This is a genomic window from Stenotrophomonas sp. SPM (genome assembly GCF_003105135.1).
In the GTDB taxonomy this organism is placed as follows: domain Bacteria; phylum Pseudomonadota; class Gammaproteobacteria; order Xanthomonadales; family Xanthomonadaceae; genus Stenotrophomonas.
This window is the reverse complement of the sequence record NZ_QETL01000014.1, coordinates 1-21,256: the sequence shown is the minus strand read 5'-3', so window position 1 is coordinate 21,256 and position 21,256 is coordinate 1. Positions and strand designations below refer to the sequence as shown.

At 60.9% G+C, this 21,256-nt stretch carries 20 protein-coding genes, 1 tRNA gene and 1 pseudogene; 7 read left to right on the top strand and 15 right to left on the bottom strand.

Going from position 1 to position 21,256, the window contains the following annotated elements; all coding sequences use genetic code 11:
- Positions 1-74 precede the first annotated feature (74 nt).
- The 3 genes from DCO49_RS05535 to DCO49_RS05525 form a co-directional block, all read right to left on the bottom strand.
- Positions 75-1,007 carry an MBL fold metallo-hydrolase gene (locus tag DCO49_RS05535; RefSeq protein WP_116863169.1) on the bottom strand — a complete coding sequence of 311 codons (933 nt, stop codon included), beginning with the start codon at positions 1,005-1,007 and terminating at the stop codon, positions 75-77.
- Positions 1,008-1,191: 184 nt separating this feature from the next.
- Positions 1,192-1,488, bottom strand: a complete 297-nt coding sequence (locus DCO49_RS05530) for a hypothetical protein (protein WP_099819624.1) — start codon at positions 1,486-1,488, stop codon at positions 1,192-1,194.
- Between the two features lie 172 nt (positions 1,489-1,660).
- Complete coding sequence (locus DCO49_RS05525) at positions 1,661-2,956, bottom strand: tryptophan--tRNA ligase (RefSeq protein WP_099819623.1); 1,296 nt, start codon at positions 2,954-2,956, stop codon at positions 1,661-1,663.
- Between the two features lie 108 nt (positions 2,957-3,064).
- On the opposite strand from DCO49_RS05525, the gene DCO49_RS05520 reads away from it, so the two are divergent.
- Positions 3,065-3,877 (top strand): hypothetical protein, encoded by an 813-nt coding sequence (locus tag DCO49_RS05520; protein WP_116863168.1) that lies wholly within the window; start codon positions 3,065-3,067, stop codon positions 3,875-3,877.
- A 79-nt stretch (positions 3,878-3,956) separates the two neighbouring features.
- Here DCO49_RS05520 and DCO49_RS05515 read toward each other — a convergent pair whose 3' ends face one another.
- The 4 genes from DCO49_RS05515 to DCO49_RS05495 form a co-directional block, all read right to left on the bottom strand.
- Positions 3,957-4,178, bottom strand: a complete 222-nt coding sequence (locus DCO49_RS05515; RefSeq protein ID WP_116863167.1) for a CsbD family protein — start codon at positions 4,176-4,178, stop codon at positions 3,957-3,959.
- 193 nt (positions 4,179-4,371) lie between these two features.
- Positions 4,372-4,509 (bottom strand): entericidin A/B family lipoprotein, encoded by a 138-nt coding sequence (locus DCO49_RS05510; protein WP_079224917.1) that lies wholly within the window; start codon positions 4,507-4,509, stop codon positions 4,372-4,374.
- Between the two features lie 151 nt (positions 4,510-4,660).
- Positions 4,661-5,581, bottom strand: a complete 921-nt coding sequence (gene rocF / locus DCO49_RS05505; protein WP_116863166.1) for an arginase — start codon at positions 5,579-5,581, stop codon at positions 4,661-4,663.
- Between the two features lie 1,203 nt (positions 5,582-6,784).
- Entirely contained in the window at positions 6,785-7,555 is a 771-nt protein-coding gene (locus tag DCO49_RS05495; protein ID WP_116863164.1) for a DUF3011 domain-containing protein, read from the bottom strand.
- A gap of 80 nt (positions 7,556-7,635) precedes the next feature.
- Here DCO49_RS05495 and DCO49_RS05490 point away from each other — a divergent pair, with 80 nt between their 5' ends.
- Together DCO49_RS05490 and DCO49_RS05485 are read left to right on the top strand one after the other, a co-directional pair.
- Positions 7,636-8,130 carry a hypothetical protein gene (locus DCO49_RS05490; protein WP_133249394.1) on the top strand — a complete coding sequence of 165 codons (495 nt, stop codon included), beginning with the start codon at positions 7,636-7,638 and terminating at the stop codon, positions 8,128-8,130.
- The gene (locus DCO49_RS05485) at positions 8,088-8,609 is read left to right on the top strand and encodes a hypothetical protein (protein WP_116863162.1); all 522 of its coding nucleotides are present in this window, start codon (positions 8,088-8,090) and stop codon (positions 8,607-8,609) included. Before DCO49_RS05490 ends, DCO49_RS05485 begins: the two co-directional genes overlap by 43 nt.
- A gap of 1,004 nt (positions 8,610-9,613) precedes the next feature.
- On the opposite strand, the gene DCO49_RS20120 is transcribed toward DCO49_RS05485, so the two are convergent.
- From DCO49_RS20120 to DCO49_RS05445, 4 genes are all read right to left on the bottom strand, one after another.
- Positions 9,614-9,841 (bottom strand): hypothetical protein, encoded by a 228-nt coding sequence (locus tag DCO49_RS20120; protein WP_133249393.1) that lies wholly within the window; start codon positions 9,839-9,841, stop codon positions 9,614-9,616.
- 1,659 nt (positions 9,842-11,500) lie between these two features.
- Complete coding sequence (locus DCO49_RS05455) at positions 11,501-12,016, bottom strand: hypothetical protein (protein WP_116863156.1); 516 nt, start codon at positions 12,014-12,016, stop codon at positions 11,501-11,503.
- A gap of 13 nt (positions 12,017-12,029) precedes the next feature.
- Entirely contained in the window at positions 12,030-13,076 is a 1,047-nt protein-coding gene (locus DCO49_RS05450) for a hypothetical protein (RefSeq protein ID WP_133249392.1), read from the bottom strand.
- Complete coding sequence (locus tag DCO49_RS05445) at positions 13,073-14,128, bottom strand: radical SAM protein (RefSeq protein WP_116863154.1); 1,056 nt, start codon at positions 14,126-14,128, stop codon at positions 13,073-13,075. Before DCO49_RS05445 ends, DCO49_RS05450 begins: the two co-directional genes overlap by 4 nt.
- A 1,204-nt stretch (positions 14,129-15,332) precedes the next feature.
- Between DCO49_RS05445 and DCO49_RS05440 the strand changes: the two genes are divergently transcribed.
- The 4 genes from DCO49_RS05440 to DCO49_RS05425 all read left to right on the top strand — a co-directional run bounded on the left by DCO49_RS05440 (position 15,333) and on the right by DCO49_RS05425 (position 19,319).
- Complete coding sequence (locus DCO49_RS05440) at positions 15,333-16,325, top strand: Fic family protein (protein ID WP_116863153.1); 993 nt, start codon at positions 15,333-15,335, stop codon at positions 16,323-16,325.
- Positions 16,326-16,362: 37 nt separating this feature from the next.
- Complete coding sequence (locus DCO49_RS20115; RefSeq protein ID WP_133249391.1) at positions 16,363-17,235, top strand: hypothetical protein; 873 nt, start codon at positions 16,363-16,365, stop codon at positions 17,233-17,235.
- Entirely contained in the window at positions 17,235-17,933 is a 699-nt protein-coding gene (locus DCO49_RS20110) for a hypothetical protein (RefSeq protein WP_133249390.1), read from the top strand. Before DCO49_RS20115 ends, DCO49_RS20110 begins: the two co-directional genes overlap by 1 nt.
- 951 nt (positions 17,934-18,884) lie before the next feature.
- On the top strand, positions 18,885-19,319 hold the full coding sequence (locus DCO49_RS05425) for a hypothetical protein (protein WP_116863150.1): 435 nt from the start codon (positions 18,885-18,887) through the stop codon (positions 19,317-19,319).
- 243 nt (positions 19,320-19,562) lie between these two features.
- Here DCO49_RS05425 and DCO49_RS05420 read toward each other — a convergent pair whose 3' ends face one another.
- From DCO49_RS05420 to DCO49_RS05405, 4 genes and pseudogenes are all read right to left on the bottom strand, one after another.
- Positions 19,563-19,748 carry a hypothetical protein gene (locus DCO49_RS05420; protein WP_116863149.1) on the bottom strand — a complete coding sequence of 62 codons (186 nt, stop codon included), beginning with the start codon at positions 19,746-19,748 and terminating at the stop codon, positions 19,563-19,565.
- A 473-nt stretch (positions 19,749-20,221) separates the two neighbouring features.
- On the bottom strand, positions 20,222-20,530 hold the full coding sequence (locus DCO49_RS20495; protein WP_243402669.1) for an Arm DNA-binding domain-containing protein: 309 nt from the start codon (positions 20,528-20,530) through the stop codon (positions 20,222-20,224).
- 195 nt (positions 20,531-20,725) lie between these two features.
- Positions 20,726-20,801: transfer RNA gene (locus DCO49_RS05410), tRNA-Thr, on the bottom strand.
- Between the two features lie 40 nt (positions 20,802-20,841).
- A pseudogene (locus tag DCO49_RS05405) lies at positions 20,842-21,256 on the bottom strand (SPOR domain-containing protein); the annotation flags it as partial.

Here is a 21,256-nt window from a genome sequence, read left to right as displayed (position 1 = left end):
ACGGCAATACCACGGCAGGAAGGGGAGTCACCAGAGTGTAACGTGGTCGTGACACCGCCGCGCAGGCCTCCCGGTCAGCGTGATGCGCGGTCCAGCCAGCAGGCCAAGCCCTGAGCGTTCAGCTCGATGTCCATCGCCAGCACCTCGGCCACCGCGGCCTGGTCCAGCGCGCAACCATGCTGATGTGCACGTTCCAGGTACAGCGCCTGCAGCGCGGCCAGCAGGCAACGGTGGCGGTCCGGGCGCCCATCGCACTGGCGGCCGATCGTCGCCATCGCGTCGATCTGCTCGAACAGGTCGTCGGCCAGCTTCTGCACCTGCTGCACGCGACCATAGTGGGTGAGGTACATCGCCTGCGGGCCATAGCCCAGCATGCGCTGGATCGACGCCTTCATCGCCTCCGGATCGAACTGCACCGGCGAGGACGTGTGGAAGATGAAGGCACCCTGCGCGCTGTCCAGCTCGCGGTAGGAGATGCCGAAGGTATCGCCGGTGAACCAGCTGCGGCTGCGCGCGTCCCACACGCAGTAGTGGTGCAGCGCATGCCCCGGCGTGTGCAGCAACAGCAGTTCACGGCCGGCCAGGTCGATGCGGTGGCCATCTTCGGCCACCACCACGCGGGCCTCGGGAATCGCCTCGATGCGGCCGTAGCTGCGGGCGATCTCCTCGGCGCCGTAGACCGCCGTGGCACCGGCAATCAGCCGGGTCGGGTCGATCATGTGCGGCGCGCCGCGCGGGTGCAGCACGGCCTTCGCATTCGGCAGCTGCTGCATCAGCAGGCCAGCGCCGCCGGCATGATCCAGATGCACGTGGGTCAGCAGCAGCCAGTCCACCGCCTCCACGCCCAGCCCGTTGTCGGTCAAGGCCTGCAGCATCGCCGGCACCGACAGGCCGGTACCGCAGTCGACGAACGCGGCACGGCCGTTTTCGATGATCAGGTAGGCGGCATCGAAATCAGGCCGTTGGAAACCGGTATCGATGGTGTGGATGCTGGGATCGGCGGTCATCGACGCGCACCTGGCAGGATCGGGAACAGAGGCCCATGGTAGGCGCGCCGGCATGGCGTGATCGATGCGGCTTTGGTCGGAGGGAGCAATTCTGTAGAGCCGGAGCCCACGCTCGGCAGCCTTTCTGCCAGACATCAGCCGAGCGTGGGCTCGGCTCTACAGAGGGCACACGCGGGGCGCTACATCAGAGGCGCAACCAGCGCGGGCGCAGCAACAGGGCCATCACCAGCACCGCCAGGAACGCGCCATAGGCGTACAGCACCGCCAGCACCTGCGGCCAGATCGGTCCGGCGCCCGGCTGTACCAGACCGATGTGGTGGCCCCACAGCATCGCCACGATGCTCAGGGCGAGCGCCAGCGCCAGGGTGGCGCCATCGAACAAGCGTCGCCGCGCGGTACGCGGCTGGCGCGGAAACAGCCAATACAGGCTGCCCAGCAGAATGAACCAGGGCAGGAACAGCAGCAGCGACAACCAGGCCATTGCAGACTCCATGTCATCGCGCCTGAGGCGCGCCGACATCATGCCATGGCCGCAATGCACTGTAGAGCCGAGCCGATGCTCGGCTGCTTTTCCGCCAAGCCGAGCGTGGGCTCGGCTCTACATATGCAAAGCAAAGCCGAGCGTGGGCTCGGCTCTACAAAGGTGGTGCAGGTCAGGCCGCTTCGCGCAGCACGGCCAGCGCCGCCAGCACCGCATCGACCTCGGCTTCCAGCTTGAACAGATCGCTCTGCAGCTGGTCGCCCTGCTCGGCCTGCTTCAGCACGGCGATCAACTGGCCGGCATCACGCGGCGAGTCGAAGCCCTCGCTCTGGATCAGCAGCGTGCCGTCACCTGCAGTCAGCTTGAAGTAGAAACGGCCATCCTTCTCGCGGTACTGCTTGAACAGCGGCGGCGCGGCGCGGGCTTCACCGGCATCTTCGCTGGCGATGTCGCCGGCATCGGACAGATCTCGCAGGCCCACCGCATGGCGCAGCTCTTCCAGCAGCGGTGCCGCCAGCTGCTCACGCAGCTGCTGGCCACGGCGCTTGAGCAGTGCCTCGATCTTCTCCGGCTCGGCCATCAGCGCGTTGTAGCGCTCGCGCAGCGGCGACAGTTCGCTGTCGATGCGCTCGAACAGCTGCTGCTTGGCATCGCCCCAGCTGATGCCGTCGGCGAAAGCCTTGGCGAATGCGGCGGTCTGTTCAGGGGTGGCGAACGCCTGGTACATCTGGAACAGCGCCGAACCTTCGGTGTCCTTCGGCTCGCCCGGTGCACGCGAGTCGGTCAGGATCGAGAACACCAGTTTCTTCAGCTCTTCGCGCGGCACGAACAGCGGAATGGTGTTGTGGTAACTCTTGCTCATCTTGCGGCCATCCAGGCCCGCCAGGGTTGCCACCTGCTCGTCGATCACCACGTCCGGCAGCGGGAAATACTCCTTGCCGTACACGTGGTTGAAGCGCTGGGCGAAGTCGCGCGCCATCTCGATGTGCTGGATCTGGTCACGGCCCACCGGTACCTGGTTGGCCTTGAAGATCAGGATGTCGGCCGCCATCAGCACCGGGTACATGAACAGGCCGGCGCTGACACCTGCGTCCTCGTCCTGGCCTTCCTCACGGTTCTTGTCCACCGCCGCCTTGTAGGCATGGGCACGGTTGAGGATGCCCTTGCTGGCGATGGCGGTGAGGAACCACATCAGCTCGGTGGTCTCGCGGATGTCGCTCTGGCGGTAGAACCACACGTGTTCCGGGTCCAGGCCACAGGCCAGCCAGCTGGCGGCGATCTCCAGGGTCGCGCGCTGGGTGCGCTGCGGGTCCTGCGACTTGATCAGGCTGTGCAGATCGGCCAGGAAGAAGAAGCTCTCGATGTCCGGCGCGCGGCTGGCCGCGATGGCCGGACGGATGGCGCCAACGTAGTTGCCCAGGTGGGGCGTGCCGGAGGGGGTGATGCCGGTAAGGACTCGGGTCGTCATGACTGCGTGGGGTAACCTTCGATGAACGGGGCCAGTTTACCGTGCCCGCGACCAACCCCGTCAGGGCCTGCGGCGCGTTTGTTCACCCAACCCCGCTGGAGACGCCCGATGAAACGCCTGCTGCCCCTGCTGCTGATCCTGCCCTTGGCCGGCTTCCGACCGGCCCCGCTGCCGCCGCCGGTCGCGCCGGACGGCCCGGTCCGCATGAGCCTGGTCGACCGCGACCGCGGCACCGAACTGCGCAGCTACCCGGCCGACGGCCAGCGCTGGGTGGCCGGCGAGCGCGGCCATCGTTATGCGGTGCGCCTGCACAACGACAGCCCGCGGCGCGTGCTGGTGGTGCTGTCAGTGGACGGCATCAATGCCATTTCCGGCGAAGACGCCAACCCCTCGCAGACCGGCTACGTGCTCAACCCCGGCCAGAGCGCGGACATCACCGGCTGGCGCAAGAGCCAGGACGAGGTGGCCCAGTTCGTGTTCAGCAGCCCCGGCGGCAGCTATGCCAGCCGCACCGGGCGGCCGGACAACGTCGGCGTGATCGGCATCGCGGTGTTCAACGAGATGTACCGCTGGCGTCCGCAGCCCCGCCCGGAACCGCGCCTGCGGCAGTTGCCGCCACCGGCGCCCGCGGCCCCGGCGGCCGAAGCGGCCGCTGACAGCAGCGCCAGCCGTGCCGAGGGCTACGCCGCCAGGTCGCAGGCCCCGGCACTGGGCACCGGCCACGGCGACCGCGAGACTTCGCAGGTGCGTGACACCGCGTTCGAGCGCGCCAGCCGCAGCCCCGCCCAAGTGCAGGAGCTGCGCTACGACAGCGCACGCAACCTGCGCGCACGCGGCATCGTGATGGATACGCGCTCGCGCCTGCCGCGCGAGCCGCAGGCCTTCCCCAACCGCTACGTGCCCGACCCGCCGGCACACTGAGGCAGACAGCACGACGCCCGCACCATCACGGTACGGGCGCGGGGCTGTGCGGGCGCGCTGTGGGGGAAGCGCGACGGACTTACTTGAAGTCCGGGTAATCCTTGCGGACGCTGTCAGAGAACTCGCTCACTTCCTTCTCAGCGCGGTCCTTGGCCCAGCCATAGCGTTCCTGCAGGCGACCTGACAGGTACTCGGCGTTGCCTTCGGCCACATCGAAATCGTCGTTGGTCAGATCGCCCCACTTGGCTTGGGCCTTGCCCTTCAGCTGCGACCACTTGCCGGAAATGATGTCTTTGTTCATTGCTCGAGTCCTCGGTTGCAACGGCGTTCTTACCGTGGCAGCAGCTTGGCGCACTCGGCGTTGAACAACAGTCAACCCGCAATGAAAAGCATGCTCACCTGCTTGAATGGTTCACTACCGACGGGCTTGCCTGCGCAAAAAGAAAAAGGCCGGGACAGTGTCCCGGCCTTTTTGATTGGGCACCACCCCGGGCTCAGTTGCCCTTGGCGGCGTCCTCAACCGACTGGCCAGCCTTCTGCACATCCTTGCCGGCGCCGGCAACGGTATTGCAGCCAGCCAGCATGGCCACCGAGAACATCGACAACAGCATCAGGGCAACTACACGCTTCATGGGTTTTCTCCTGGGGTTCGCCACTACATGGTTTTCATCGCGCTTGGCCATTCCCACAGTGGAATGGCCTTGCGTGACGTGCAATCTGGCGTCTGCCGCGTGCAGCGAGTGTGAACAGGCCCACACGCCATTCAGGCGAAGGTCGCCGGCCTCAACCGCGCATCAGCGTGGACTTGCCGAACAGGCTTTCCACCAGGTCCACGGCCAGCTCGGCGGTCGCGTTCTGCGTGTCCAGCAGCGGGTTCAGTTCAACGATGTCCAACGAGCCCATGCGGCCGCTGTCGGCGATCATCTCCATCACCAGCTGCGCCTCGCGGTAGTTCACCCCGCCCGGCACCGTGGTGCCCACGCCCGGGGCGATGCTCGGGTCGAGGAAGTCCACGTCGAAGCTGACGTGCAGGTGGGTGTTCTGGTCGATGCCGGCAAGTGCCGCTTCCACGGTGCGCTTCATGCCGTTCTCGTCGATGTAGCGCATGTCGTATACATCGACCTTGTGGGTCTTGATCAGGCGCTTCTCGTCCGGGTCCACCGAACGGATGCCGATCTGGTGCATCTGCGCCGGGGTGATGGCCGGGCTGCTGCCGCCCAGCTGGGTCAGCGCGTCCGGGCCGAGGCCGCACAGGCACGCCACCGGCATGCCGTGGATGTTGCCCGACGGGGTAACATCGCTGGTGTTGAAATCCGAATGCGCATCCAGCCACAGCACGCGCAGGGTCTTGCCCTGTTCGCGGCACCAGCGGGCGACGGCGGTGATCGAACCGATGCCCAGGCAATGGTCGCCGCCCAGCATGATCGGCATGCGCCCGGCCTGCAGTTCAGCGTAGCTGGCGTCCATCAGCGCTCGGTTCCAGGCCACCACCTCGTCCAAGTGGCGGTAACCCTGCACCGGCGAGGTCCACGGGTTGCGCGGGCCATCCAGGTTGCCCAGGTCGCGCACGTCCACGCCGCGCGCCGCCAGCGCCTCCGGCAGGCCGGCCACGCGCAGGGCTTCCGGGCCAAGCCGCGCACCACGATGGCCCGCGCCCACGTCGGTGGGCACGCCGATCAGGGTGACGGAAATGGGGTGGGCCATGGGTGCCTCCTGCAGACGAAAAAGAAGCACAGTCTAGCCAGAGGGATGTGACACCACTCGCGGCGGTGCAGCAGGAACATTCAACGATCAGAGCGCGGCAAGCACTTCTCAGGTTCTCCGGAATCCCCCTCCTCCCAGCCGCCTTCCCCCGGGACGTGCGATCAGTCCCACAACAAGATCGGATGATGCAGTTCCCTTGACCGCGACAATGGGAGTGCCGAGTATTCGCGGGAAGGCAACGTGCGAAACGGCTGTTCGAACCCAAGGAGAGTGGTTTGCAGAATCTGTCCAGCAGGGACGCGTCAGGGCTCCCCATGGATTGGGAGGCACATTGAACATCGCCCGCACGTTCGCGCTGTTGGCACTGGGTGCTCTTTCAGCCTCTTGCACAGGGGCCGATGACGCCCCGGTTGAGTGCACTGCAGGTGGAAATACAACCTTGAGCTCGGTGGCTGCCGATGGCTTCGACGCTATCGTTTTTGGCGAGGTTCACGGGAACGTCCAGACGCCGCAATGGTTCTTCGACGCTGTCTGTAAGTTCGCATCGAAATCGCGCCCCCCCCTTGTGGGCGTGGAGATGCCCGCCTCTTCCATCAAAGCCGTCAGAGACTCAGCCGGACGCGGGAGGCAGGAAGTGTTCAAGGACGTCTTCTGGGCCAGATCGAGGGACGGTCGATCAAGTGCCGCGAACCTGGAACTGATCGAGCGCCTCGTCCGACTGGAATCGCAGGGATTCATTCGACTTGTTGGGTTCGACAGGCGGATAACGGGTAAGGAAGACTTTGGCGCAAGCTCGTTGTCCGCATTGGCGTCCGAAGAGCAAGCGACAGGTGGGAAGGGCAAGTGGATTCTGCTCACAGGCCGGGGGCACTCAAGGTATGGCAATGATCCGTTGAGCCTGTCGTACGCCCTCGTTCAAAGCGGACGCAGCACCAGCGTTGTGGATCTGACCTTGGCCACTGGTACCACGTGGGCCTGCGTAATGGGCGAATGCAAGGTTCAGCAAACCGGAAGCGGTCGGTGCGAAAGCTCCCCCATGCCGAGGGATCCCGGACCAGGCACTCGTCTACAGGTCACCCATCTCTGCATTGACTCAGCCACTGCATCTGCTCCGGCGGCAGACTCAGTGACCGCCAGCGGCGAGTAGTCGATGGTGTCGCCTCCCTGCAGGCCCCGGCGTACCACGCTGGGGCGGTTCGGCGCTCAGCGGCGGCGCATCGGGGTCACACTCTGCACTTCGCCGTTGTTGCGCAGCATGCACAGGAAGCGGCCATCCGGGTAATCGATGATCAGTTCCTGGTAGTCGCTGCCCACCGGCACCTGGGTCACCAGCGTGCCCTGTGCGCCCTTGCGCGTGTTGCATGACCCCAGTGCAGTACCGCCGCCCGGCGCGGTGTACGCAGCGCGCGAGGTGTTGCGGAACACGGCGCGGCAGCCGCCGTTCACCCACACCGAATGCCGCGACAGGCCCCAGTTCTGGCCCTGCTCGCAGCGGGTGCGGCTGAGCTGGCGGGCGACTTCCACGTTGCCGCGCGTGTCCATCTCGCACGACACCTGGCGCTGGTCGGTGGACTCGCAGGTGGCTTCGCGCGGCAGCGCCGCACCTTCATCGTCACTGTCATCGTGGCGGCGGCGATCATGTCGCTCGCCCGCCACGGGTGCGCCGCCACCGCTGACCTGGCAGATGCCGTTGGCACCGCCCCGGCCGGTGTAGCTGATCTGCGGCGCACCGTCGTCACCGGTAGTGATCGACAGCGTCACCCCGCTCTGCGCGTCGCGCGCTTCGAAATAGCGGTCGTTGAAGCGCTTCAGCGCCGCCTCCCGCCCCTGCACGTACACCGGGCCGCCCTCGTCGGCGTGCACATCCAGGCCGCCGGGGCAGCTGGCATTGAAGAACGGCACGGCGGCCATGGCCGGGGCCGCGAAGGCGGAGCACAGCAGTGCAGCAGCAAGGGAAACAGCGTGGCGGCGCATGATCGATTCCCAACGTGGCCCGGACGGGCGGATGGCGACAGTATGCGACGGGACCGGGATGGCGGTTCGTGAGGAGCGTCGTGAAGACAGGTACGGCGCTGCCGAACCTGCAGGGCCGAGGCTATCATCCCGGCTCACCCAAGGATGACTGGTTACCTGCCACGGCCGCGCCTGACTTCGAACTCGCCCAGCAGTGGCTGCTGGAACTGCAGCAGCGCATCCACGCCTTCAGCCTGGAGACGGCCGACGAGTACGACCTGGACATCACCGACCCCGCCGGGCCGCTGTGGTCGGCACTGCAGACACGTCCGACGGTGGCCCCGCTGTACGGCGGGCTGCACGTGGAATTTTTCGGCAACCCGTGGGACGCGGCGTTCGAATGGAGGCTGGTCTGCCTGTCTGATCCTGCCCTTGCCCACGCTGTCATGTCGCTGCGCTTCACGGGCGGGGATGAAGGCGCGACGGCACTCGCGAATGGGCGTTCACCACCCTGCTGGACAGCAACGCCCAGTTCCCGCGTCTGCGTTCACTGGTGGTCACGCCCACCGCACCGGAGCACTACCATGCGTCGCTGATCCAGCGCGCAGGCTCGATCATGGAAGAGGCTGGAGAGATCGCCCGCTTCGCCAGCCGTGCGCCCTACTTGACCGAGCTGGTGGTGCCCAACGCGCCCGATACCAGCTTCTTCGATGTGCCGCTGCCGCATCTTAACATCCTGCAGATCGGCGCTGGCAGTGATACCCAGCGCTTCATCCAACACCTGGCTGTATCGCGCGACCTGCCTGCACTGGGCCTGCTGGATTTCAGCGAGTCCACCGAACTGCAGTTCACCTGGGCCGATGTCTGCGAGGCCGATGCGGTGACGTCGTTTGCGACGTACGAGCGTCTGTTCGCTAGTGACGCTTTCGCACCAGTCCACAGCTTCCGCCTGCGCAACAGCGCGCTGTCGCCAGCGCAGTTGCAAGCGCTGCAGACGCTGCGGCCGAGTCTGCAGTTCATGGTCATCCAGGCGGAGATGGGCGGTAACGCCAAGGTTACTCAGGTGACGCGATAAAAAGACTACGCGGGCATCTCCCGTGCTCATTCAGAGGTCGAGCCCGCCATGCAGCAATTGCTAAAGCCTGCCAATCAGCTCAGGCCTCGGCATCACGCGGCCTGCGATTGACCTTCGCCACCTCCAGACCGAGAGATCGGACTAGCCCCCGACCGGGTGACGACCCGCAATCGCTCCCATTGTGAAGGCGTATCCAGCGTCTTCCAGCATTGATCGCAGCCGCATTTCTGCTCGCCGCGGCATAGGAAGACCACGCGGCGCATACAGCACATAGACAACATGACCGTCCGGGCCATGTTCCCTGCGCACGCTGCAGCTATTCATCTCGGCGGCATCTGACCAAACGGCCTTCAGCTTCTCTGGCCCAATGGACTGCCCATTCCGCAGACGAAAGCTAAGCCAACGTACGCTTACTGGGTCGTACTTTTCTAGGTCAGCCATTGGGCACCTTCAATACGGCGATGGAGATCGTCCAACACCACTGGATCTATCCGGGGATGCTCGTCAACAGAGGACATGGGCAGATCAATGCGAGTTGATCGCCTGACCAGGGCCGGAGAAGCACGTGACAAGTCGATCCACCACCCTTCAGGAAGGCGTAACCCTCTCCCATTTCTATCGTAGATGCTGATGAAGAAAGGCATGTGGAGGACCCAATCCCGGTAGCAGGCTCAGGCATGCCCGCTCGGGGCGACGCGACTGGCGCACAGGAAAACCTGGGCCTCGTCCTGCTGAACCTTCAGAAATGAATCAAGCCAACGGACAGCGGCACCGCGATTCTCGATGATCCGTCCGAGCTCTTCAGTAAGGCAACGTGCGCACTCCATTCCACCAGGGCTCGGGGAATGACAAGAACGACAAAGCCCCATGGTCGTCGTAACCGCTGGGCGAGACTGATACATGATCTTGGTCATCAAACCAACCGCTTTCTCATGCAAGGCCATGATCTCTGATTCCTGCTGAGCCAGAAGAAAGCCGCGCTACGCGCGGCTCCTCGTTATGCCCTAGCGGCGAGCGTTTTGCTGCTCACCTTGCGTTTCCTTGCCACTTGCCTGTTTGCCGCCCTCCTGGCTGCCTTGCTGCTGCTTCTGCGGATTCCTCTCGCCCTTTCCATCGGAACCGCCACCGAGCTCTTCGCCATTCACTTGGCCCTGTTGTCCCTTCTGCCCAGCTCGCTTGGCATCGCTACTGTCGTTGGCACGCGGATCCTGACTCTGATTGACATTGTTCATACGTTACTCCACTGCAGCTAGGTGCTGCCCACTCACAGTCCTCTCTTCTCCGTTAGGAGGGCGTACTTCAGCGTCCCATTTATGAACAAGGGCGCAAACAGCAGAGTGACTAAGCGAGTAGAGTCGGAGCCCCGAAAGGAGAACTGCCATGGAAAGCCCAAGAAACAAGGACTACGTCGACATAGACAGAGAGCTTGCTCACTGGGAATTGGCCTTCAATGCCGGGGCTCTTCCTGCGCTGAACTTCCGTCACGAGGTTGCACCCGTAATTCGACTGGCCTGCGACATATACACCAGAAATCCGCATGGCACCCAGGTTGCCTGGCTACACGACCTTCAGGAGCGTTTGGCAAGGCGGCCTAGTCTGCGAGGAAATCCCGGCGCTGAAGAGATCGCGGAAGGCTGCTGGAAGCTCATTTCCGTTTCCCCTTTGTAGGACAACGAATACGTCAGTAACCTCGAGCAGGCGCGAGGGACTATCGAAAATAATCGCACTTTGCTGCACACGCCAGAAATGATCACGAGAGAGTCGTTGGCACAGTTCGGCTTGATGCGTCTTTCATCGGATGGACGATAGAGTGACCGTTCTTGGCTCTTCTCCGGCGCGACATTCTTCGCGCCCGTGTCCAGCCCTGATATGGCTGGACCCCATGACCACGTCAATTTCGTTGCGGATCCTCAGGATCCGCGCTCTGTTGCGCATCAACGGCAGCCTCAAGAGCGTCGAGACTGTCATCTGCAGTTGTCAGCTCTGCGGCAGAGAGTGCCGACTGTCTGCAGGCCGGGGGCTTGAAGAAGTCGAAACCGGCGTTCAGCTCACGTGTCCGACGTGCCACAACTCTGCGGACGTGCCAACAGCGCAGCTCTCAGCACAATGGGAAGAACAGTTGCGGCGTGATCGCATTTTGATCCGAGCAGGGATCAACCCGGACGATCTATATGGCCCCTGAATCTGATATCTCGGCGCCTGACGATCGTAACGTGGCAGCGAGGAGCCGTCCACCAGGACCTCGGGGCCACTCGCTCAACCAAGCCGGCTGAGATTGACCAGCTGCCAACACGTCCTCCGGTGCGAGGATATCCAGCCTTCCAGCGGCTGTACCCGCGTAGCCTCCCTCGCTGACGCTTTTGGCATCCGCTCATGGCAATCGCTACGCTCCCTGCCGCGAACGTGCTATCGCTCCTTTGGGAGCGGACACTGCCGGATACCTCGGACTGTCACGCTTCAACTGGGCACGCTCACTTCAACACTGCTCTTCAATTTGGACTTAGGCCAGCTGGAGCGCAAATCAACGAAGCAGCCTTGGGCGCGCCCTGTGATCCTGCGAGTGACTCGGAGACACGAATCTCGCTCGCAACGCTCACCTCAGCAGAGCGTACTTGACGCCCGCTAATGGCCGGGAGCAGACGCCAGCCAAAGCGCCAATGAAGCGGAGCACCTGCCTCCAGTAATCAATTGGATGCCGCAACCCCAAGCCATGTACCCCACGGCTCACGCCAGCAACCGCTCGTGAAGATACGTCCGTGACACAGTGGGCACGCAGCGCGCCGCGTGCCTGCTGGATGCACGCAAGGGATAGTGGGGTCGCTCGAATGCCAGCTTGAAAGTGGTGGTTCCTCCACCATGGCTGCGCCATGGAACCCGATGGGCAAGCATGGCTAGCGACTGGATTCGCTGCGAATACACTCAGTGATCGCATCAGCTGTCGACTGGTCCAGTACCAGGCTGAAGCCGCTGCTGGTGGTCAGAAGAACGGGAGTTCGTCCTGCGGACAGTGCGAAGACACGCTTGCCGTTCGGATCCTCGAACCAGCCTGCATTGACGCCGCCCGAGCTCATGCCATTCTTTCGCTTCCTTAGCGAATCGCTGACCTGTTCAGTTGCCCCTGCACCTACTAACGCGGGCGTAGGCAACTCGGCCTTCCAGAAGCCCGCATGCAAGGTCGCAGTGCCGCCGTTGATATCGATCTTCGAACGCAGCGCCAGCATCGCTGTGGATGCCGAGGTCGCACTTCCAACGACGCAAAGGATGGCGATCGCAAATAACTTCTTTCTGGGCTCCAGACCGCCATGGAATGCGAGGCCTATGGCACAGATGAAGAGGACGGCCGCGGGGGCAAGCTCTTGGAAGAGCATGCTGCGATTGAACAGAGAGACGGGGATGGTGCATTGCATACGTCCGGATCTCCTAGCTCATTCCGATCGATTTCTCGGTGAAACCAAGCGTTGCTTCTACGAGATCGGGAAGCTCCGCTTCATCGTAGTCAAGTAGGCTGTGTTCCTTCATCGCTGCAAAGAACGCGCCTAACTCTGCCCGGGCCAGCTCGTCCTTGGTCAGCTCGAATACGCGAGGTGAGCCAGTAAGCTGGGCTAGTCGACCCGCGATTTCGATGTTCTGCTGGGCACCAGGATCCGAGATTTGCAGCAGGCCTCCATATGCTCGGGCTGAGCGACTCTTCTCATCATCATCTTCGCCGCCACCTTCAACTGTCACGCTCGACACGATTGCCAGCCAAGTGAAGGCAACCACCACGGAATGCACACCCACAGCAGCACCAACGGCTGCAACAACGAGGGCGAAAGCCCCGAGTAATAGCGATGCGTCGTTGTTATCTCCGACCGCGGCCAAGGCGGCTGCGTCCAGGGGAGTGGCACCACCATTTGAACTTGCGAGCAGTTTTTTGTAGGTCTTGAGATCCAGTTTGGTGCCGGGAGCCAACTTGAGGCCGCTGGCGATCTCATTCCGGTTGTGCTGGATAACGTTACCAACTCTCTTCGTGAGAGCGTCAGTAGACACAGGCGAGAAAGTGCCAGCTGCTTGCAGGTAGGAGATAACTGCTCGGTAGTCCTTGTCCAAGACCGCCTGCTTTACCTCTGGCTGGGACATTGCAATCAACAATGCAACATTCGCATCGCCCCTTACGAGCTCCGAGCCGTCCATGCCTCGACTCTTCAGAAAGCCAGCAGGATCTTGATTGAATGCTGTACTGGCAGCACGGTCCTTCAACAGATCCTCGATCAGGGCACTGAACCTTGAGTACTCCAGCCAGCCTTCTACTGGAACGCCCGCTCTGGAGATGGGCAACATGAAGCGAGCGGCTCCCTGCGAGCCACCGGTCAAACTCCCTGGTTCACCATAGAGTCGCGTGCCGGCGTTGGAAGCAGCCAAACCTGCCGCGGCAGGGGCTGCAGTGGCAGCGACGAGGGTAGACTGGATGAAACGACGACGCTTCATTGAATTGCCTCCATGGCAGGTTGACTTGCAACTCGCTTCAAGCCCACTTCATTGATAGCCTTGGCCAGGAAGAAGCGCGTCATGACAGACGGCATGAACTCCTTATGCCTTTCGAGCAAGCGATTGCGTACATCAGGGTTCTTGTGAAGGATTACGCAGGCTTGACAGATGTGGACTACGTCTTTGAGAAGATCGTTGGCGGATTGCTCTGGTAAGAGCTTTTCGATGATCTGGTACGGACCGTCAGCATGAATCCAGTACTTGAGGAAGTCATCAGTCTGCCGCTGGTAGATCTTTGATACCGCTTCATCATTGATGCTGCCAAGCTTCATCTCTGGAATGTGTTCCAGCGTCAGGCCGCAGCACGCCGAGACTTCTCTGTAGGGCGTCACGACGATGTTGTCGAAGATCTGGCCGCACCCCTTGCGCAGTGTCTGCTTCGCAACCGTTCCACCTCGCACGTCGCCAGTCTCCTGGAAGGGCATCCAGGAGTTGGACTGAATGACCAGCTTTCTGTCCTGGACCAATGCCCGGACCTCCGGCTGCTCCACTACTGCGCGGAAGTGAGGATTTCCCTCGACGTCCGCTTCAACCGTAATCAAGCAGAAAAGCCCATGCTCGGCAGCAGCAACTGCGCAGTGCATGATGCTCTTGGCAGGAACCCATTCCTGATGGTCCTTGCCGGTGCTGAGGTTCAGTTCTTTGAGTCCTGCGCCAGCCAGTTCAGCGACCTTTTTACGTGCGCTGGCCATTGTTTTCCCCCACGAACCGTTGCTGACGATTCGTGTCGAAAGGCCTTCGTTAGTTGCATGTGCAATGGCGGCGGTAAGGTCAGCCTTGAGCATAGTGGCTTCGCCGCCGCTGAAGACTGCAACCAGAAGAGAGGGGAAATTGCGCTTCGCGTCAGAGATTGACTGCGTCATCTCTTCGAGAGATAGGCGCCCCTTCACGCGGGGGCTCGATTCGAAGCAGCACTGCCGGCATTCCGCAGTGCAGCCGTACGTCGTGATCATCGTGATGGTGCGAGGAGCAAGATGCTCATCCAGAGACACGTCATAACCTCCTTTTCAGAAAGCGAAGATCCATTTCAAAGCGAGATAAGATCATCGCTCCGTCGCTACTGCTGGCTGCTACGGTTCAGTTTCTACCACACGCATTCAGGCGATGGCAACTCACTGCCAAACCCAACTCATAACTCCTGCCTTCGCGCTCGGCCGGCCGCTGCGCAAGAGCTGTGAAGCACTCGCGGGGCGTGTTTTAAGCGGCATATCCAGCCGGCACCGTGCTGCGGGGTGGTATCACATCTGTGCAGCTATGGCGCGAAAGTCGCGAGCATCGCCAGTCGGCGCGACGAGGATGACTGGCAGGCAGATCCGGTGGACGTCCGCTTCTGGCCGAATGCGGACGTCGATCGCGAGCGGCGCATTACGTCTGGGGGCGAACCATCTTGATCCGGACTTGTAGAGATGGCTTAGAGCCACTCAATGTCGATCGTTGGCTACCGCAGTAGCACCAGGCGAGCCCCTAATAAGTTCGTGCGCGGGACTGTAACAGCTGGATTTGACCGTGACCGGTCCGCGTTACGATCAAATACCGATGTCGCAATCGCTGATTGATCCTGCTTGGCCCCTAGTGCTTCTGGCCAACGTCCCGACGTAGTCGGCGCGGATGCCACCTCCTCTGCTGATAGGCCAGGTGTATCGACTGGCTGAAAACGCCGACCTGAGGGTAGTTCTCGTGCTCCTAGGGGGTGTCGCCCTGCACCGGCTCCAGGCTCCTCGAGTCTGGTGTGGATTTCGTCGTGCCTGGCAGCAGCTGTTCGCTCTGAGCTTCCTGACGAGGCCTTCGCGAGAGCGATTCGTCTCCACCGGTGCCCGTGTCCGCTGGGGAGCAGTTGAGCCATCCGGCACAAGCGGCTCTGGTCGCCGCTCTGCTGCGGCCGACTTGGAGAAACGCGGCATCCCAAGGAGCGTTCCGTTGGCTCCGCTCGACCTGGGGCGCGACGAAGGTTGCTGGGACAAAAGGCACGTGAGGGTGACGAAAGCGGGCTGGAGCCGATGAGACGATAACGAAATCCATCGTTCCATTGGTCAGGCGGTCCAAAAGCGCTGGTTGACTGACGCCGGCCGAGAGGGTACGACTATTAAACTGAGCCTTGCGCCATTGCAAGGGCCAAATCTGTGATGCATGACCAATCATGACAGATTAGAACAACTACCATTCAGTCCTCGCTCAAGATCATGAACAAGCTTTGTCATGGAAAGACGTCCTGTCGGCACTTACTTTGCGCCCGCCCCGTACATTCGACAGTTGGCAGATGAGAGCACATGGGGGGCCAACAACGTAGTTGTTGCAATGCCTGCTTCCCTCGCTGAGCGCTCGTTCAAACCGTTTTTGCCTGACGGTAACCTTGATCCGGATCTAATAGCGATCCTTTGCCTCCTCACAGCACGCGTTAATCGTACGCACCATGGAACTCTGAACAGCGGCCTGAATCTCCAGCCGTCACAGGGCGATCCTCCTCTGCTAGGACTTAAGCCGCTTTCAATAACTATGCGTGTTGACCCAATCGCTTTTATTGAAGGCCTTGCGCGCCAAGCAGGTATACCTCGCTTCCGAATCAGGTCTAGTCAAGCGTGGGTCGGGGGGAAGTCTCCTCTTGAATCATCTCTGGCCCTACCAAATCGGCACTATATTCCCGATCTATTGTCCGACTTTATTAAGGTGCTCTTTGCGCAACAGTCGAGCGGTGATCCTGAGACCATCGAAGCAATTGCGTATCAACTTCTGACAATTCATCCGCTTGCAGATGGAAATGGTCGTTTGACGAGGACGCTGATGATCCAAATCGCCCTGCGCACGGGCTCTTTGTATGCGCTGTATTTCGCATGGCGGTTAATGTTTGACCGAGTACGCACAGCCGAGTTGTGGCGCGAGCTAGCGGCCACTGGCCGTCCGCAGCCAGATGCTACGCATTTTCATAAATGGTGCTCGCATGCGCGAGATTTTGGCCGGTTAGCGCAAGAATTATTGTGTGGCGGCCTGGACAGAAGGGCTCTTAACGCACTTCTAGCATACGGCATGCCTACCGAGAGCGCGATTATGCGTGCAAATTCTCGGATATCGGCGGGCTTATCAAAAAAAATTGCGGCGACTGCGTCGAGCGGGGATGCTTCTGAACTTGCAATTAGAGCCAGGGAGGCTATATCAAAAACGATTGAAGCACTTAAAGACGTGGTAATGGAATAAATCAAACAAAAAAATTGGATGATGCCAGGACGGTAAAATGAAGCTCAAACGTATTTTTGGTGAGGAGATGGTGGCGGGCGCCAACCTCAAGGAATCAATCAAGCATGTGCTGAAGATTTCAATGATTATGTCGGGCACTTTTTTTGCGGTGCAGCCTGGCATGGCGGATACAAGCAATCTTCCCACCGTGGATGCAGTTCCGCCAATAGAGTATGAGCCGCCAGAGCAGCCCGATTGGGGGGCTTACGACCCGGGTGGCGGCGGTGCTGGCGGTGGCGGTGGCGGCTCACCAGGTAGTGATCAAGCGCAGACATGTGCTCTGTTAATTGCCACGCGTCCCGCGGCGTGCCCCAATCCCATTCCGCTTCCTACCAATCCGCTATATGGCGATGATAGGGTGCCGGCTGGGCAGAAATCCTCAATGCGCATGGCGCACAATTTTGTCAACGGAAAAGCATATTGGGAAGGAACTCCGATTCAGATGGATTCCAATGCGATTTGGTTCTTGCAATCAGCCCTGCAAGATCAGGTAGATGCCTTTGCTAGAGGGGCCAGCCTGGTAGATACCAACGCGCGAATGCGAATTCACCTCGGGCTGACCTGCGACATGCAAATCAGCGCATCAAGTAACTACAGAGTGGGCGGGACGCTCACGAAGCCGGAGCAGTATTGTATTCAGATGCTCAAGGCTTTTGATGCAGAAGCGAACGATAACCAGAATTTCGTTTATTGGTTTATCGAGCACCAGCGCACCATCGGGGTTCCTCTTGAGAACTACGTTCCTTATGGCTTAGTATCTCTTGTAGATACGAGGAATTCGATTGGCGAGAAGTGGCGCTCCGTAACAGAGGATGCTGCATGCTCGAAGTGGTGGACTCAGGTCCAGACTAACATGTGCGGAGTTCAGTAATGAGTTCGAAGATAATTCTGGCTTTGGTGCTTTCGGGTGCGCTGGCGGGGTGCTCGCAAGACAGCGCGCCGCCAGATGGTGGTAGTTCCGCTGGTGCAGCTGCCGCTGGTGTCAGCGAGCCGTCTGTTGGCCCGGAGTCATCTACTGCAGTGAGGCGCGATGTAGCACGCTCGGAGGCTACGGCAGATTCAACATCCATAGCCGAGAGGATGTGTAAAGATCAGTGCCGTGATGCAGGCCCGCTGGACGCAAGGTCGCAAGAGGAGGCTGAATGGCTGATCCATCATCGCTATCCTTCGAAGGCGGAGCTAGAAAAACTGCGTGCAGATACCACTGAGTCGCTGGAGCAGAAGGTTTCATTGGGCGATTCCACTGCTGCAGTGGTTCTGGGTAAGCGGATTGCCCTTGAGAAGAACTTTATGGATGGCCAGGTAATGCTCCGCAATCAGGTTCTGGCGGGGAATACTTATGCCCTGTATGCGATCTCCGAATCTTTCCGAGAATCGAAGGTTCCGAGTGTCGTGGATGGGGCTGCTTATCTGAGGCTGGCGCATTTCATGGGTGACTACTCGGCAGCCACTGAAATTGCAAAGATGGGTCTGAGTTCGGCTGAGTTGGACGCTGCTGATAGAAGAGCAACCTTGCTGTACAAGGGATTTGTTGCTGACCAGGTGCCCGATCCTAGACCCCAAGGCTAATTATCCCATTGATCGATCCAGAGGGGCGCCTATTCGGCGCCCCTCTTTCCTGTCGAGCAAAATCATTAGCATGAAAATCAGCTCTTGTCTTCCCGCGTCGGCTGGGAGCGGTAAAGCCGCGGTTGCCGCCGCGTGCCACACACCCTAAGCACGGCTCTGAGTGAGCGCTGTAGATGCAGAAAATCGCATTTACGGTATCTGCGCACTCATGCCTGAGTCAGCAGCAAGCTCCTTCCCTCCAGGCACGATTGGTGCCAATAGGCGGAGCCGGCAGTTCCTCCGTCGATCAACGTCGACGTAGCTTGCCTCGCGGAGTCTTAAGGGTGACGTGACCTGGCAGGCCATACTTGTCTCTTCGTTGCGACGTCCGCTCCTGGCCGATAGCAGTCGTAGGCTCGACATGGCAGCATCCGCCCCGTAGCGGACTTTCCCCGCCGCACATGCTCTGCATCTTGATGTGTCTTGCCATAGGTCGGCTTGTTAGCCGGACCAGGTCGCACTAAGATCGCGTCGTATCAAGGGGATAGCCCACCATACGGTGCGCTATGGACAAGTCGCATAGCCGGATCCAGGAATGCGACTATTAGGTAGTTGGGCGTGAGATCAAGCTCATGAGTCTCTTGACGGTCATATCAATCGGAGTCGCATTTGCGTCGGCCGGAGCTTGGCTCCATGCAAGCCGCGTAAAGGTTTCGCGCGAGGAAGCACTATTGCGGCGCCGTCGCGCTGCTGATAAAAGTGGCAACGCCCCTGATCTCTCTGGAGTAACTTTTGATGTGTGGGAGGTTCGGGAGACCTTGGCCGCTCAATCCAAGTGGAACGCCATTGGTGCCGTACTCGCGGCTGTGTCAATCCTTACCCAAGCCGTGGGCCAAGTGATTGTGCCCACCTGACAACTCAGTAAAGCCGAACCGGCTTCGCCAATCGAAATACCTCGGACATTATGCCAAAATGAGGCTTATCTACTCACTTCAAGAAGACCTGGGCGCACATCCGCAGCGGGTGGCTGATACGCAGGCGCTTACTTTGGACAAGCGCCGCCCATTCGGCCTCAATGGCACCTACGGACTCTTTGGCTCACCAGAGTGGTGGACCAACATCGAGCGAGGAGTCGCGCCGGTTCAAATCCTCGCGGGGGAAATTACTCGAATCTATCGCGAGGGAATGCACAATGAGAGTCAGGGTTTTGAGATGTCCCTTGATGACGGAACGCTCTTCACATACGGCTGCTTAGCAAATCGGAGAAAGGATCTCTCCGCGTATCAAGTTGGGAAGCGCATCGAGTTCGAAATGATGTTCGATCCCTTCAAGAATCCCACGCCTGGTCCAACCGGCGAGCTTGAAACGCACTCCAAAGTTGTACTCAAGGTTCTTGTGTCGGAGTAGGTGGCCTCTGGCGCGGGCCTGACAATTCCTTCAAGTGGACGCCGCTTCGCGGCGCGACTGGCTTCAGGCGGTTACCAAGGTCTGCTTTTGGCCGAAAGCGGACGTCGCCGCTCCGGGCGGGGCCACACCCTAGGACGTCATCCCAACACCACCATCCACCACAGCCTCTTCCAGCGGTCATACATCCAAGGTCCACTGGCCATCGTCGGCGCGGCGAGGCCAAGGCGTCGGGTTGTGGATGCTCTAGCGGACGTTGAAGATGTTTTCCAGGTTGAGGAACAGTCTGATTCTTTCCAGCACAGTCTCTCCCAATGCTTCCATTTCCAGATACGGGCGGCTGCGTCGACGCCAAGGATTTTCGTCAAGCGCCTGGATGCCGGTGTAGTAGGCATCCAAGCCAGAGAGGCCGCGGTCATGCTTCTCCGACATGGGAACAAGGCCTGGGCTATGTTGGGGTGTGGCCGAAAGCGAACGTCCGGGTCGGCAAAGCCACCGGTAGACCGGCGGATAAGCGCGATGGACGCTCTTGACTACGGGCCACATACCATCTGGCGTACTTAAGCAACTGCTCGCAGCACTGGCTTCGCTTTTCCACTCTTCAGCTTGTCCAGGTAGTCAGCCCATGCCTGCATCATTCGCCGCCGCTCCGGAAGATGCTCAGCACAGTTGTAAGCTGCTTTGATTGGATTCCGCTCCGCATGAGCCAATTGCCGCTCAATCGCATCCGACGCCCCCCCCCCCATTTCGTGCAGAAGCGTGGACGCCATGCTCCGGAATCCGTGACCTGTCATGTCGTCTGTCCCGTAGCCCAGCCTACGCAGCGCAGTCGTTGGGTCGACTCAATCTTGTCCTGAGCCTCAAGCCGGCGAAGAACTGACAGAACCTCTGCAGTGCTGATGTCTTCAATTGCGCGCTTGCCCAGCCATGGGAACGCGTATGTCTCGAGCATCCACTCGCAGCTTTCCAAGCTGCTTCTCCTCAGAAGGATCCTTCCCGTCTCGCAGCTGCGCACGCGCGCCGTCGCGCCTGTCACACGCCTCTTTCAGAGTCACCTCCGAGTAGACCCCGATGGAGAGCAAGTTCTCTTTGCCCGCATGGCGGTACTTCATTCGCCGGTAGCGATTCCCATTGGACATGACCTGCAGGTAGCGCCCTGCTCCTGTCGCAAGCTTGTAGGGCTTCTCTTTGCCCTTTGCGTTCCTTGCAGCCATATCCGTCAACGACTTATGGGCCGTTGGGGGTACATCGTCCTATCTCTCTTGCTTGAATCCCCATGTACCCCCAATTGCAGACCCAGTCTGGGTGGATGCTCATGGACGGCCGGGGACAGAAAAGCAAAAAAACCCGCTATTTCAGCGGGTTGATTGTGCACCGTGGACATCCGTGGATGCCAGTGGATCGGAGGATGGTGCCGCTTATCCGAATCGAACGGATGACCTACTGTTTACAAGACAGTTGCTCTACCAACTGAGCTAAAGCGGCATGGGGGCTTCACCGGCGGCAGCGCCGCGGTGGGGCGATTCTAGCGCAGTCGCGTGCATTCCAGCGACCGCTGCTGCGCGGCACCGCTGCGCTGCTGCGCCTGCGCCGGTTCGCTGCCGGCAGCCAGCTGCCCTTCCAGCCACCACTGCCCGGCATCGCCGCTGGCCACCAGGCGCGGCTGGAACCCGGCCGCCTGCACGGCCGCGATGCGGCGCTCGGCGCCTTCGCGGTTGCGGTACTGGCCCAGGGCGATGGCATTGCTCTCTTCACCCTGGCTGATGATGTAGTAATCGCTGAGGCCGGCAGCGACGATGCGCTTGACCATGGCCTGGGCGTCTTCGCGGCTGGCAGCGGCCGGCAGTAGCACGCGGTAGCGGGTGCTGCCGCTGGCGGCGGGCTGTTCGCGCAGGCGCGCCGGGGCCAGCAGCTTGCCGGCACGGCCCTGTGCGGCCACG